The organism is Pseudomonas sp. TE31087 (genome assembly GCF_057284075.1).
Genome location: NZ_JBXVNN010000001.1, coordinates 2,072,341 through 2,085,160, shown reverse-complemented (window position 1 = coordinate 2,085,160; position 12,820 = coordinate 2,072,341). Strand labels below are relative to the sequence as shown.

Genomic DNA, 12,820 nt, shown 5'->3' with positions numbered 1-12,820 from the left:
TCTATGTATTCACTAATCGAATATATAAATATTTATTAATAATTTTTCGATCTAACTTGTTTCATGCACTATGAGGGCGCGCACACACTGCCAGGAATGCCCCCATGTCGCTGATTACCCATCCCAATGCCCGCGAGCTGACCAAATCCGTGCGCGCCACCGTGCTCGTGTTCAAGGATCCGCGCTCCCAGGAGCTGCTCAGCCGCATCGAGCGCCTGGCCCCCAGCGAAGCCAACACCCTCATCATTGGCGAGACCGGCACCGGCAAGGAACTGGTGGCCCGCCATATCCACAAGCTCAGTCGCCGTCATAGTGAGCCTTTCGTCGCGGTGAACTGCGGCGCTTTCGCCGAGACCCTGGTGGAGAGCGAGCTGTTCGGCCACGAGAAGGGTGCCTTCACCGGCGCCACCTCGAACAAGGCCGGCTGGTTCGAGGCCGCCAACGGCGGGACGCTGTTTCTCGACGAGATCGGCGACCTGCCGCTGAACATGCAGGTGAAGCTGCTGCGGGTGCTGCAGGAGCGTGAAGTGGTGCGCCTCGGCTCGCGCACCCCGGTGCCGATCAACGTGCGCCTGGTGGCGGCGACCAACGTCAACCTGGCCGACGCCGTGGTGGCCGGGCACTTTCGTGAAGACCTGTTCTACCGCCTGCACGTGGCGACCATCCGTCTGCCGCCGCTGCGCGAACGGCCCGGGGATATCCTGCCGCTGGCCGAGTTCTTCATCGAGGAGCATTGCCGGCGCCTGGGTTACGAGCGCGCCAGCCTGAGCATCGAGGCCGAGCGCAAGCTGCTGGCGCATAGCTGGCCGGGCAACATCCGCGAACTGGAGAACGCCATTCACCATGCGCTGCTGGTGTGCCGCCAGCAGCAGGTGGCGCCGGGGGACCTGCACCTGGTGGACATGCGCCCACAGGCGCTGGGGCAGCCGGAGGTGACCGGGTTGCCAGCGCCGGGCGCGGTGGCGCCGGTGAGCCTGGAAAGCGCCTTGCTGGCATTGTTCGAGCAGAATATTCCGGACCTGTACGAGCACATCGAAGAGACTGTGTTCCGTGCGGCGTACCGTTATTGCCATGGCAACCAGTTGCAGACCGGGCGGTTGCTGAACATCAGCCGCAATATCGTGCGGGCACGGTTGGAGAAGATCGGGGAGTTGGGGGGACGTTAAGCGAGTGATGGCGAAAGACGGCCATGCGCGTTCCCCTGTAGGAGCGGCCTTGTGTCGCGAAAGGGCCGCGTAGCGGCCCCGGCGATATCAGCTTGAGGCACAAATCCTGGGGGCGCTTCGCACCCCTTTCCGGCCGGTCCGACGCCTCGGCAAGGCCGCTCCTACAGGCATCTTGAATGTATTGGGGCCGCTACACGCCTGCTGGCTGTCGTGCCATCGACCCTGCTTACGCTGAGCATTTCACCGACCCTGACCTTGCGTCGGGGACTGGCCTTGCCCAGTACTGTCCGGGCACCATCAGCCTCGATACGTACCAGTTCACCCCTGTCGACACACAGAATGCCGCATGGGCTGTCTTGCACGGCGCGTAGGTAGGCCGAGTGCGTGGCCAGGGTGGCGAGTAGAGGAATCTGTTGCTCAAGGGCATCAAGAGGGCTCATCGGGCTGTCCTGGAGTGGAGTTGCCCTGCAGTCTGGCACAACGCTGCGCTCACGGTTTCCCAGGCTCACGTAGTCCGTTTCCTAAAGCTGAAACGGGGCCGTCGAGCGGCCCCGCAGATCCGGCGTCGCTCCTCAGAAACCGAAGTCGCTCAGCCCAGGATGATCGTCCGGGCGGCGTCCCAGCGGCCAGTGGAACTTGCGCTCGGCCTCGCTGATGGGCTGCTCGTTGATGCTGGCGTGGCGGTTGCGCATCAGGCCGTCCTCGGCGAACTCCCAGTTCTCGTTGCCGTAGGCGCGGTACCACTGGCCGCTGTCGTCGCGGTACTCATAGGCGTAGCGCACGGCGATGCGGTTGTCGGTGAAGGCCCAGAGCTCCTTGATCAGGCGGTACTCCAGTTCGCGGTTCCACTTGCGGGTGAGGAAGGCCTGGGCCTCTTCGCGGCTGCTGCAGAACTCGGCGCGGTTGCGCCAGTGGGTGTCGAGGGTATAGGCCAGGGCCACCTTGGCGGCGTCGCGGCTGTTCCAGCCGTCTTCGGCCAGGCGCACCTTCTCGATGGCGGTTTCACGGGTAAAGGGGGGCAGTGGTGGGCGGGACATCGTGGTCGATCCTTGCGGGAAGTGGGTTTGCAGGACCGAGATTAGACCCGTCGCCGGGCAGGGAGAATCGGTGCGCCGGGCACTTCATAATTGTCCTCGGAGGAACAATCCGCGCGGGAGTGCCAGGCCTGGCTGTCTATAGTTACCGCACAAGTTACCGCCAGCCCCACTGGAGCCCACTCATGAACCTGATCAGCCGCGAACCCTGGTGGCTCGTCCCGCCCAAGCCCGGGCAGACCGAGCAGGACCTGCACTGGGGCTACCTGGAAATCTACGCCGACGGCCGCACCGTGTTCGTCGACCAGCGCCCCAGTGAGCGGGAGCTGGCCGAACGCAAGAGTTGCCGCAATTTCCCCGACGCCGAAAAGCCCTGAATCAACCTTCGAGCTGGGCCAGGCGCGCCTCCAGCGCCGTCACTCGGGCTTCCAGCGCCTCGATGCGCTCGTCCGCCGCGCTGGCGGAGCGGGTGCCGCCGTCTTGCTGGCGGGCGGCGAGAATCGCCTCGATCTCGGCCGGGTCGCCCAGGGCGTGGGTGTAACGGTCTTCGCGCTGGCCGGCCTGGCGTGGCAGGTGCAGGGCCAGACCGCGTGAAATCAGGCGCTCCAGCTGGTGCTGGATCTGTTCGGTGTCATCGAACTCGTGCAGGCGGTTGCTGCGGGTCAGCAGCTCACTGAGGGTCTGCGGGCCGCGCAGGAACATCAGCCCCATCAGCACCAGCTGCGCCGGTACCAGCTCCAGGGCCTTGTCGACCCGCTGCTCCCAGCGGTCGGCGCGGCTGCCCATCTGCAGGCGTGCCATTTCCTGGTTCTCCAGGGCGCGCAGGGCCTGGCCGACCTGGCCGGGGGAGAGGTTCATGACGGGTTCGCGGCTGGTCTTCTGGTTGCAGGCCAGGACCAGGGCATTGAGGGTCAGGGGGTAGGTTTCCGGGCTGGTGGCCTGCTTCTCGATCAGCGAACCGAGCACGCGGATCTCGATGCTGCTGAAACGGCCTTCGCCGGTGGTTTCGTGTTCTGACATGGCCCTGTCTCATTGCGAGGAAAAGGCCACTAGCCTAGGTAAAGCGCCGAGCTTAAGCAATCACCGGGGGCATCGTGGGGCAAGCCCGCTCCCACAGGGCGTGGGAGCGGGCTTGACCAACGACAGCGGCCTCAGGCGCTGCGCTGCTCCATGGCCTGGCACGCCGCCGCAGTGAACAGCACGTCGGTGGAGGAGTTCAGCGCGGTTTCCGCCGAATCCTGCAGCACGCCGATGATGAAGCCGACCGCCACCACCTGCATGGCAATCTCGCTGGGGATGCCGAACAGGCTGCAGGCCAGCGGGATCAGCAGCAGCGAGCCACCGGCCACGCCCGAGGCGCCACAGGCGCAGACCGCCGCCACCACGCTGAGCAGCACCGCGGTCGGCAGGTCCACCGGGATGCCCAGGGTGTGCACGGCGGCCAGGGTCAGCACGGTGATGGTGATCGCCGCGCCGGCCATGTTGATGGTCGCGCCCAGCGGGATCGACACCGAATAGGTGTCCTCATGCAGGCCGAGCTTTTCCGACAGCGCCAGGTTGACCGGGATGTTGGCCGCCGAGCTGCGGGTGAAGAACGCGGTGATGCCGCTCTCGCGCAGGCACAGCAGGGTCAGCGGGTAGGGGTTGCGGCGAATCTTCCAGAACACGATCAGCGGGTTCATCACCAGCGCCACGAACAGCATGCAGCCGATCAGCACACCGAGCAGGTGCAGGTAGCCGAGCAGCGCGTCCAGGCCCGATTGCGCCAGGGTGGCGCTGACCAGGCCGAAGATGCCCAGCGGGGCGAAGCGGATCACCACGCGCACGATCAGGGTGACGCCGTTGGACAGGTCCTCGACCACGGTGCGGGTGGTTTCATTGGCATGACGCAGGGCCACGCCCAGGCCGATGGCCCAGGTCAGCACGCCGATGAAGTTGGCGTTGAGCAGTGCGTTGACCGGGTTGTCCACGGCGCTGAGCAGCAGGTTCTGCAGCACCTCGCCGATCCCGCCGGGGGCGCTCAGCGCGGCATCGCTGGTGGTCAGCGCCAGGTTGGACGGGAACAGCATGCTCGCCGCCACGGCCACCACCGCCGCAGCGAAGGTGCCCAGCAGGTACAGCCAGAGGATCGGGCGGATGTGGGTTTCCTGGCCATGGCGGTGGTTGGCGATCGAGGCCATCACCAGGATGAACACCAGCACCGGCGCCACGGCTTTCAGGGCGCTGACGAAGACCTTGCCGAGGAACGCCAGGTCACGGGCCACGGCGGGGGCGAGCAGGGCGAGGAGAATGCCGGCCACCAGGCCGATGCAGATCTGCGTCACCAGGCCGGTGCGGTTGATGAGGCGGAGGATGGGGGTCATGTGCAGCGCAATCCGATTACGTGAAAGCGCGCGACTTTATCACAGACCTGCGGGGCATAGCGCGGGAGCGGGCTTGCCCCGCGATCACTGGCCGAAGCGGTTTCGCCTGAATCGCGGGTCAAGCCCGCTCCCACGTACCCTGTGTACCCGTCGGGTTACCAGTGGAACAGCTCCCGCCGCGCGCCCTCGGTGATCGCCAGGATCCCTGGGTGCTTGACCTTGCGCTCCACCGAAATGGCGTAGAACGACTCGTTCACCGCCTCGGTCTGGCCGATCAGGCGCACCCCGTACTGGCGGCAGACTTCCTCGGCGATCACGCTGGGGGCGACGAAGATGCCGCTGCCCGACTGGCCGAAGGCCTGCATCAGCGCGCTGTCGTCGAATTCGCCGACGATGCGCGGCTGCACCTGCTGCTCGGCCAACCAGCGCAACAGCCGGCTGCGCACCACGGTCTCCTGGCCGGGGATCAGCAACGGCGCGTCGTCCAGGCAGGCGGGGAAGGGTCGGGCGAGGCGTTCGGCCAGCGCGGGCGTGGCGAAGAAGCTCAGGCCGCACTCGCCGAGCTTTTGGCTGTAGCCCTTGATGTCCAGGTGGCTGGGCATGGGGCTGTCGGAGATCACCAGGTCCAGGCGCTGGATCGCCAGGTCCGCCAATAGCCGTTCGAGCTTGTCCTCGCGGCAGCTGATGCGCAGCACTTCGTCCAGCTCCATGGTCGGCGCCAGCAGGCGATAGACGATGGACTTGGGCACCACGTCGGCCACCCCCACGCGAAACAGGATCTGCTCCTGCGGCCCGGCCCGCAGCATGGCTTCCAGCTCGCCGCCGATCTGGAACATCTGCTCGGCGTAGACCAGTGCCTGGCGCCCGGTCTCGGTCAGCTCCAGCTGGCGGCCGACGCGCTGGAACAGCTCCAGGTTCCAGGTCTGCTCGAACAGGCTGATCTGCCCACTGATGGTCTGCGGGGTGAGGTTCAGCTGCTCGCTGGCGCGGGCGATGCTGCCGGTCTTGGCCACGGCCCAGAAATAATGGAGCTGACGGTAGTTGAGCATGGCCTGTCTCAGTTCGGGAAAACCGAAGTATACACGCCGAAAAAACGAATTTTCCGGATGTTTCAGCCTCTTTAGAATGCCTCCCCATCAGGCGCACGACGCGCCGCCCGGAATTCGACAAGCGAGGACCTCATGCTACAACTCAAATCCATTGGTACACCGTTGGTGCTGGTATTGGCCCTGTTCGCCATGTCCGGTTGCGACCAGGCCGAGAAATCCGCCCAGCAGATGCTCGACCAGGCCGCCGAAACCGCCAAGCAGGCCATCGACAAGACCAACGACGCCGCCCAGCAGGCCCTGAGCGACGCCATCGGCAGCGATGCCGAGAAGGCCAAGGCCGAAGACGACAAGAAAGACACCCAGGACATCTGAGAGCAGGACTGACCAATGGAATATTTGCTGGAACTCGCCGCAAGCCCCACCGCCTGGGTTGCCCTCGCCACCCTGGTGGCCATGGAGGTCGTGCTCGGCATCGACAACCTGATCTTCATCTCCATCCTCACCAACAAGCTGCCTGAGGCCTATCGTTCCAAGGCACGCCGCATTGGTATCAGCATGGCCCTGATCATGCGCCTGGCGCTGCTCAGCACCGTGGCCTGGATCGTCCAGCTGACCGAGCCGGTGATCGAGGTGTTCGGCCACACGTTCTCGTGGAAGGACATGATCCTCATCGCCGGTGGCCTGTTCCTGCTGTGGAAGGCGACCAAGGAGATCCACGAAAGCGTCGACCCGCATGGCGCCAAGGAAGAGTCCAAGGCCGGCAACGCCGTGACCATCGGCTTCACCGCGGCGATCTTCCAGATCCTGCTGCTGGACATCGTCTTCTCGATCGACAGCATCATCACCGCCGTGGGCATGACCGAGCACCTGCCGATCATGATCATCGCCGTGATCAGCGCCGTGATCGTGATGCTGGTGGCCGCCGACCCGCTGGCCAAGTTCATCAACGACAACCCGACCGTGGTGATGCTGGCCCTGGGCTTCCTGATCATGATCGGCATGACCCTGATCGCCGAAGGCTTTGGCGCCCATGTACCGAAAGGGTATGTGTATGCGGCCATGGCGTTCTCGACGGCCATCGAGATCCTCAACATCCTGGCGCGCCGGGCGCGCTTGAAGCGTGAGGCGGCCGAGGGCAACTGAGCCGCAAGCTGCAAGTGATAAGCAAGAGGGAGCCTAGGCTCCCTCTTGTCGTTCATGGCTTGAAGTTTGTAGATGCTGTCAATGCGCCCCGGCATGGCGCCTGGCACGGCGCACCGATGGGGCCTTGGCCACGGCCTGTGGTGGCAGGTGATGAGGGTGGGAATGCCGGCGCACGATGCGCAACACCCCCCAGAGCATGGCCGCCGCGACGCTGAGCCACATGCCGACCAACACGAGAATTGCCATTGTCAGGCTCATGTGTGCCTCCTTCTCTCTGGCGAGCCGTGCTCGCCATCCAGACACAGCTTCAGTCTAGCCTGTCGGCTGTGACGTTCCATTGACCGAAGGTCTAGTCCTTGGGCCGTTTCGTTCCAAGACCGCGCCGGGCTATACCCGCGGACGCCGGCATCCTATGATCGGGGTTCTTGGTCGGGCGCCGCCTGCCTGGCCGCGGAACAAGCGAGTGTCCACGTTGCAAAAGCTCTCCAAGTTTCGGGCCCTGGGCCCACGTCGCCTGCTGGTCGCCTGCCTGGTGGCGGCGACCCTGTCTGGCTGCGCCGGCACGCCACCGGCTGCGCTCAAGGGCCTGCCACAGCGGGTCGAGATCAGCAGCGTGCCGTTCTACCGCGGCAACGCCAACCACAGTGGCTCGATGGCCCTGGCCGCGGTGCTGTCGCAACAGGGCGCGCCGATCACCCCGGGCCTGCTCGACAAGGCGCTGGGCCTGCCCAAGGCCGCCGAATCGCTGGACACCGGCATTCCCCGGGTAGCCCGCGAGTACGGTCGGGTGGTCTACCCGCTGGACAAGCACCTGGACGCGCTGCTCGCGCAGGTGGCCGCCGGTTATCCGGTGCTGCTGCGTTATCAGGAAGGTTCGGCCTGGTGGAGCGAGCCGCGCTATGCGGTGCTGATCGGCTACGACCGCTACAAGCAGCGGGTGCTGCTGCGCTCAGGGATGCATCGGCGCCAGTTGATGGCCTTCGATGATTTCGAGTCGGCGTGGGCCAAGGAGGGCAATTGGGCGGTGCTGCTGCAGTCGCCACGGCAACTGCCGGCCCAGGTGGATCGCCAGCGTTGGTTGCAGGCGGCGGACGAGCTGGCCCGTGCCGGGCAGGAGATCGCGGCGAAACAGGCGGTCACCAGTCTCGGGAATTGAGACCCAGCCCTTTCAATATGTTGATAATTGGCGTCCGACTTGGACTTGCCGGGGCCGCAAAGCGGCCCCGAACTGTCTTAGAAGCCCAGACGATCGCGCAGGCTGTAGTACCAGGCACCAATGGCGCTGAACGGCACGCGCAGCATCTGCCCACCCGGGAACGGGTAGTGCGGCAGGCCGGCGAACGCGTCGAAGCGCTCGGCCTGGCCGCGCAGGGCCTCGGCCAGCACCTTGCCCGCCAGGTGGGTGTAGGTCACGCCGTGACCCGAGCAACCCTGGGAGTAATAGATGTTGTCGCCGATACGACCGACCTGCGGCAGACGCGACAGGGTCAGCAGGAAGTTGCCGGTCCAGGCGTAGTCGATCTTGACGTTCTTCAGCTGCGGGAAGGCCTTGAGCATCTTCGGACGGATGATCGCCTCGATGTTCGCCGGGTCGCGCGCGCCGTACACCACGCCACCGCCGAAGATCAGGCGCTTGTCGCTGGTCAGGCGGTAGTAGTCGAGCAGGTAGTTGCAATCCTCGACACAGTAGTCCTGCGGCAGCAGGGTGCGCGCCAGCTCGTCGCCCAGCGGCTCGGTGGTGATCACCTGGGTGCCGCACGGCATCGACTTGGCCGCCAGTTCCGGTACCAGGTTGCCCAGGTAGGCGTTGCCGGCGACGATGATGAACTTGGCGCGGACCTTGCCCTGCGGGGTATGCACGACAGGGTTGGCGCCACGCTCGATGCGCACGGCGGGGGTTTGCTCATAAATGATGCCGCCCAGCGACTCGACCGCGGCGGCTTCGCCCAGGGCCAGGTTCAGCGGGTGGATGTGGCCGCCGCTCATATCGAGCATGCCGCCGATATAGCTGTCGCAAGCCACCACTTCACGGATGCGCTTCTGGTCCATCAGTTCCAGCTGGTTGTGGCCGAAGCGCTCCCACAGGCGTTTTTGCGATTCCAGGTGGCCCATCTGCTTGCTGGTCAGCGCGGCGAACACGCCGCCGTCCTTCAGGTCGCACTGGATGTCGTACTTGGCCACGCGCTCACGGATGATACGCCCGCCTTCGAAGGCCATCTGGCCCAGCAGTTGCGCCTGCTTGGGGCCGACGGTGCGTTCGATGACGTCGATGTCGCGGCTGTAGCTGTTGACGATCTGGCCGCCGTTGCGGCCCGAAGCGCCGAAACCGACCTTGGCGGCCTCGACGATGCTCACCTTGAAGCCGTTCTCCAGCAGGAACAGGGCGCTGGACAGGCCGGTGTAGCCGGCGCCGATGATGCACACATCGGTTTCCACCTCACCCTGCAGCGCCGGACGTGGCGGCACCGGGTTGGCCGAGGCGGCGTAGTAGGACTGGGGGTAGGGGGTGTTAGCCATGCTCGAGGAACCTCGTGTTTTATATTTTTAACGAATGTACCGATGCTATCAATAATAATAAACACCCGCTAGTCGTCCGGTGAAAATCCTTTACGCCCCCCTGAAACCTGGCCTTCCTATAAATAGTTTAAGATTCAGTAGCTTAGCGTGAAAAAAAGTGTTGACAGGGTATCTGGATCGGGTAGAATGCGCCCCACACGACAGGCACATAGCTCAGTTGGTTAGAGCACCACCTTGACATGGTGGGGGTCGTTGGTTCGAGTCCAATTGTGCCTACCAAATCAGAAGAGGGCGATCCGCAAGGATCGCCCTTTTTGCATTCTGGTGCTCTACGGCCATGCACGGCCCCTGTAGGAGCGGCCTTGTGCCGCGAAAGGGCTGCGTAGCAGCCCCGGCAATTTCTGCTTTGACGCAAAAATACTGGGGCCGCTACGCAGCCCTTTCGCGGCACAAGGCCGCTCCTACAGGGATTGCGTCGCCTGGCAGGGCTGGCATTAAGCAGTTTCGCAAAGTTTTTGATTTTTTTGAAAAAAACGCTTTACAGGTACGCATTCGATCACTAATATGCGCACCACACGACAGGCACATAGCTCAGTTGGTTAGAGCACCACCTTGACATGGTGGGGGTCGTTGGTTCGAGTCCAATTGTGCCTACCAAATCAGAAGAGGGCGATCCGCAAGGATCGCCCTTTTTGTTTTGCGCAGGAAAAGACGCCCCGGTGCGGCCTCAGCGCTTGCTGCTGTGGCGTCGCACCAGTGCACCGTCATCGCACGTATGGGCAAGCGGCAGCAACCAGTCCAGCATCTGCTGGCGTTCATTGGGCTGCAAAGGGCAGTCTGGGCCGTCGAACTGAGCGCCCAGGGCCTTCAGCGCATATTCGACCACTGTATTGTTGACGACGGTTTGTGACGTCTCGATGTGGCGGTGGATCGATGCCATCAGCGCTTCGTGATCGTCTGTCGGTTCCAGGCTCAGCGACCGGGCAAGATACCTGGGCAGCCCTCGCTTGTGGCCTGCCATCATGGCGACTGCGCGGTACAGGTTGACGACATCTTCCTTGTCGATGTGTCCTGCCGAGCGGCCTGCATAGTAGCGCTCGAGTCGGTTGATGGCGTGCGGCAGGTCCGCCTGCCAGTTGCCTTGTTCTACCAGTGCTCGTTCGCGCACATCCCCGATCGTCAGCAGATAATCCAGATAGCCTGCGAAGTTGCGAGCCTCCCTGGCGTAGCGCAATCGGCGCCAGCGTGAGCCGAATTCGCGCTCCCAGGTCCAGCGCCTGACCTCGGGCAGCAGTTCCTGGTCGAGCCAGTCCAGCGTGTCCTGGCAGGGCCACCAGCCTCTGGTCGAGGGTTCGCGTTCGCTGAGGTCGTGGGGCGTCCACAGCAGGTCCAGCCAATCGCTGGAAAACGCGTCGGTCGACGTATGGGTGGTGATCAGCGCGTGGTATCCGCTGTCGTGGCGGTCGGTTGCCTGTGCGTGGCAGGGCTTGAGCATGCTCGGGTGGGCGTCGAACATGTGCCAGGGGCTTGTGCCTGCGGCGTAGTCGTGCGCCTCGCAGAAGCGGGCGATGTAGCGCCAGGCGTGCTTGCGCAGCGAGCCGATCTTCACCCGGTGCGAGCCCCCGTGGGCGATAAACGCAAATCCGCTGGCGGACAGGCTGCGTTCCAGTGCCTGCAAGGTGTCGCGCATCACCACCGTGAGCGCGTCGGCGACATCGGCGAGTGCCTGGACCACGGGTTCTTCGAGTATCAGGCGGCTGTTGGGCAGGTCGATCAGGTAACGGTCCTTGTCGCCTGGCATCAGCCCGACGATGAACGGGCGCGACTGGCTGTCCAGTGGCGCGCCGCTGGCAAACAGAAAGCGCTCGAGCAGCCATTCGTGGCTGACGGTGATGGTCACGCCGCGCAGGTCGTGCTGGTGGAAGTCGAAGGCGGCGGTGGCGCGGGACGAGGTCAGGTCCGGCAGGAACACGCTCAGCGAAAACCAGGGGCCGCGGTAGTACCAGTGGCGGCCGTGATGGCCGATGCGGGTGAAGGCATCGGGGCTGCAGGCGCTATCGGGCGCATGCCTGGCGGCGGCCAGGTGGTCGCTCAGCCTGCCGGGGCGTTCGACGAATGCCCTGGCTTTGCGTGCCACGTAGGGGCGCGGGTCGAAGATGGATTTGGCAACCAGCTCTGAGAACCCCACGCGTTCCATCCACAGGTTGCCGAACGTCTCGATATGCGCGCCTGGGAAGAACTTCGACAGCACGTCGGGGTGATGCTGCAGTTTCTGCGTCAGCTCATGGGCGGTCCACAGCCGCCCTTCGATCCCTGCCGCTTTCAGGCGCTGTTTCTCATTGATCCAGCGACTGGCCAGCGTGCCGATCTCGCGCTGCGCCAGGATCAGGGTGAACGAGCGCGTGAGCGAAGGCCAGGGGCCATTCAGGAAGGCATCGATGGCGCCCGTCAGCTCGCTGCTGGTGAAGTCCTTCCAGGCCTTGCATTCGAAGACGTTGAGTCGGTCGGGGCTTTCTTCGTCATGGGCGAACAGGTCGATGCCGCCTTGCCGGGTGCCGCTTTTCCCGAGACGGTGGCAGCCGCCAAGCGGTTGTTCCTTGCTCAGCAGCCACCAGCACAGCTGTTCGAAGGATTCCGCCGGCATCGCGAAATCAAGCACGAAGGTCGTACGCGGGTAGATGCGCGTGTCGGGGCTGATGCTGGCGTCGGGCTGCAGGTGCGTGGGCCACTCTTGCGGCAGTTCGGGCGTGCTGGCAGGGGTGGCTGTGGCGTTTGAAGGTTCCAACCTGAGGTCCTTGTGTCGCTGTCTGTCCATTGTGGCGCGGCGACATCTTCGGCCAGGTCGAGGGCCACAGGCAACAGACAAAGCCTGCGACAGAAGTGCCATGAGGGGATGTTCCCGGCCATGCTAGAATCCGCCCCTTCGAATCTGGAGGTACAGGCGTGCGCAAACTGGCGGTGGTAATGGCGGTGTTGGCCCTGGCGGGTTGTAACAACGAGGTCGAAGGCGTGCACAAGCAGGTGGCCGAGCACCTGAGCAACCCCAAGACGGCCAAGTTCGCCAACGTGCGTTTCGACACTCAGGGCTCTATCTGCGGCCAGGTGCGCGGCAAGGACGACGCCGGGCAGTACCAGGCCTATCGCAGCTACGTGGCGATCAAGCATGACGGCCAGTACGAAATCCTCATCGACGAAACCGGCAACAACCTGCGCATCCGCGAGATCTGCGGCGGTGCCGACCTGCAGCGCCGCGCCGAGGCGCTGGCCGACCAGCCGGCGCCGGAGGGCTGGGACGTCGAGGTGATTCAGGGGCCGAACATGGGCGCCCTGACCGACATGACTGCCCGTTTGATCGAGAAGGGCATTCCGTCCTGGGTCGAGTACCGCGATGGCAAGCCGGTGGTGCTGATGGGCCCGTTCCCGGCCAAGGCCGAGGCTGATGCGCGCAAGGCCGAGGTAATGGCCAAGCTGGGCACCGACTCGATCGTCATCCAGCACGGCGTCAAGCGCTGATCGCTGTAGGGGGCAAGCTCGCTGGGCTGTAACCT

The 12,820-nt window shown here is 64.4% G+C and carries 13 protein-coding genes and 2 tRNA genes; 8 read left to right on the top strand and 7 right to left on the bottom strand.

Annotated elements, in window-relative coordinates:
* Positions 1-104 precede the first annotated feature (104 nt).
* Positions 105-1,166 carry a sigma-54 interaction domain-containing protein gene (locus ACZ899_RS09365; RefSeq protein WP_203647267.1) on the top strand — a complete coding sequence of 354 codons (1,062 nt, stop codon included), beginning with the start codon at positions 105-107 and terminating at the stop codon, positions 1,164-1,166.
* A gap of 572 nt (positions 1,167-1,738) precedes the next feature.
* On the opposite strand, the gene ACZ899_RS09360 is transcribed toward ACZ899_RS09365, so the two are convergent.
* A complete protein-coding gene (locus ACZ899_RS09360) occupies positions 1,739-2,203 on the bottom strand; it encodes a nuclear transport factor 2 family protein (RefSeq protein WP_203647265.1) in 465 nt (154 codons plus the stop codon).
* Between the two features lie 182 nt (positions 2,204-2,385).
* Between ACZ899_RS09360 and ACZ899_RS09355 the strand changes: the two genes are divergently transcribed.
* Positions 2,386-2,577 (top strand): hypothetical protein, encoded by a 192-nt coding sequence (locus ACZ899_RS09355; protein WP_110738951.1) that lies wholly within the window; start codon positions 2,386-2,388, stop codon positions 2,575-2,577.
* Between the two features lies 1 nt (position 2,578).
* Here ACZ899_RS09355 and ACZ899_RS09350 read toward each other — a convergent pair whose 3' ends face one another.
* The 3 genes from ACZ899_RS09350 to nhaR all read right to left on the bottom strand — a co-directional run bounded on the left by ACZ899_RS09350 (position 2,579) and on the right by nhaR (position 5,612).
* The gene (locus ACZ899_RS09350; RefSeq protein ID WP_234563017.1) at positions 2,579-3,220 is read right to left on the bottom strand and encodes a YceH family protein; all 642 of its coding nucleotides are present in this window, start codon (positions 3,218-3,220) and stop codon (positions 2,579-2,581) included.
* A 131-nt stretch (positions 3,221-3,351) separates the two neighbouring features.
* Positions 3,352-4,563: a serine/threonine transporter SstT gene (gene sstT / locus ACZ899_RS09345; RefSeq protein ID WP_234563018.1), complete on the bottom strand. Its 1,212-nt coding sequence runs from the start codon at positions 4,561-4,563 to the stop codon at positions 3,352-3,354.
* A gap of 155 nt (positions 4,564-4,718) precedes the next feature.
* Positions 4,719-5,612 carry a transcriptional activator NhaR gene (gene nhaR, locus ACZ899_RS09340; RefSeq protein ID WP_203647262.1) on the bottom strand — a complete coding sequence of 298 codons (894 nt, stop codon included), beginning with the start codon at positions 5,610-5,612 and terminating at the stop codon, positions 4,719-4,721.
* A 132-nt stretch (positions 5,613-5,744) separates the two neighbouring features.
* On the opposite strand from nhaR, the gene ACZ899_RS09335 reads away from it, so the two are divergent.
* Together ACZ899_RS09335 and ACZ899_RS09330 are read left to right on the top strand one after the other, a co-directional pair.
* Positions 5,745-5,984 (top strand): hypothetical protein, encoded by a 240-nt coding sequence (locus ACZ899_RS09335; RefSeq protein ID WP_198745280.1) that lies wholly within the window; start codon positions 5,745-5,747, stop codon positions 5,982-5,984.
* 15 nt (positions 5,985-5,999) lie between these two features.
* Positions 6,000-6,755: a TerC family protein gene (locus ACZ899_RS09330; RefSeq protein WP_203647260.1), complete on the top strand. Its 756-nt coding sequence runs from the start codon at positions 6,000-6,002 to the stop codon at positions 6,753-6,755.
* Positions 6,756-6,833: 78 nt separating this feature from the next.
* Here ACZ899_RS09330 and ACZ899_RS09325 read toward each other — a convergent pair whose 3' ends face one another.
* Entirely contained in the window at positions 6,834-7,013 is a 180-nt protein-coding gene (locus tag ACZ899_RS09325) for a hypothetical protein (protein ID WP_203647259.1), read from the bottom strand.
* 154 nt (positions 7,014-7,167) lie between these two features.
* Here ACZ899_RS09325 and ACZ899_RS09320 point away from each other — a divergent pair, with 154 nt between their 5' ends.
* Complete coding sequence (locus ACZ899_RS09320) at positions 7,168-7,911, top strand: peptidase C39 family protein (RefSeq protein ID WP_203647258.1); 744 nt, start codon at positions 7,168-7,170, stop codon at positions 7,909-7,911.
* 77 nt (positions 7,912-7,988) lie between these two features.
* Here the strand turns inward: ACZ899_RS09320 and ACZ899_RS09315 are convergent, their stop codons facing one another.
* Positions 7,989-9,272, bottom strand: coding sequence for an NAD(P)/FAD-dependent oxidoreductase (locus tag ACZ899_RS09315; RefSeq protein WP_203647257.1), 1,284 nt, complete (start codon positions 9,270-9,272; stop codon positions 7,989-7,991).
* Positions 9,273-9,474: 202 nt separating this feature from the next.
* Here ACZ899_RS09315 and ACZ899_RS09310 point away from each other — a divergent pair.
* Together ACZ899_RS09310 and ACZ899_RS09305 are read left to right on the top strand one after the other, a co-directional pair.
* A tRNA-Val gene (locus ACZ899_RS09310) sits at positions 9,475-9,551 on the top strand.
* Between the two features lie 301 nt (positions 9,552-9,852).
* Positions 9,853-9,929: transfer RNA gene (locus ACZ899_RS09305), tRNA-Val, on the top strand.
* A gap of 70 nt (positions 9,930-9,999) precedes the next feature.
* Here ACZ899_RS09305 and ACZ899_RS09300 read toward each other — a convergent pair.
* The gene (locus ACZ899_RS09300) at positions 10,000-12,159 is read right to left on the bottom strand and encodes a hypothetical protein (RefSeq protein ID WP_234561336.1); all 2,160 of its coding nucleotides are present in this window, start codon (positions 12,157-12,159) and stop codon (positions 10,000-10,002) included.
* 56 nt (positions 12,160-12,215) lie between these two features.
* Here ACZ899_RS09300 and ACZ899_RS09295 point away from each other — a divergent pair, with 56 nt between their 5' ends.
* A complete protein-coding gene (locus tag ACZ899_RS09295; protein WP_234561337.1) occupies positions 12,216-12,785 on the top strand; it encodes an SPOR domain-containing protein in 570 nt (189 codons plus the stop codon).
* The last annotated feature ends 35 nt before the right edge of the window (positions 12,786-12,820 follow it).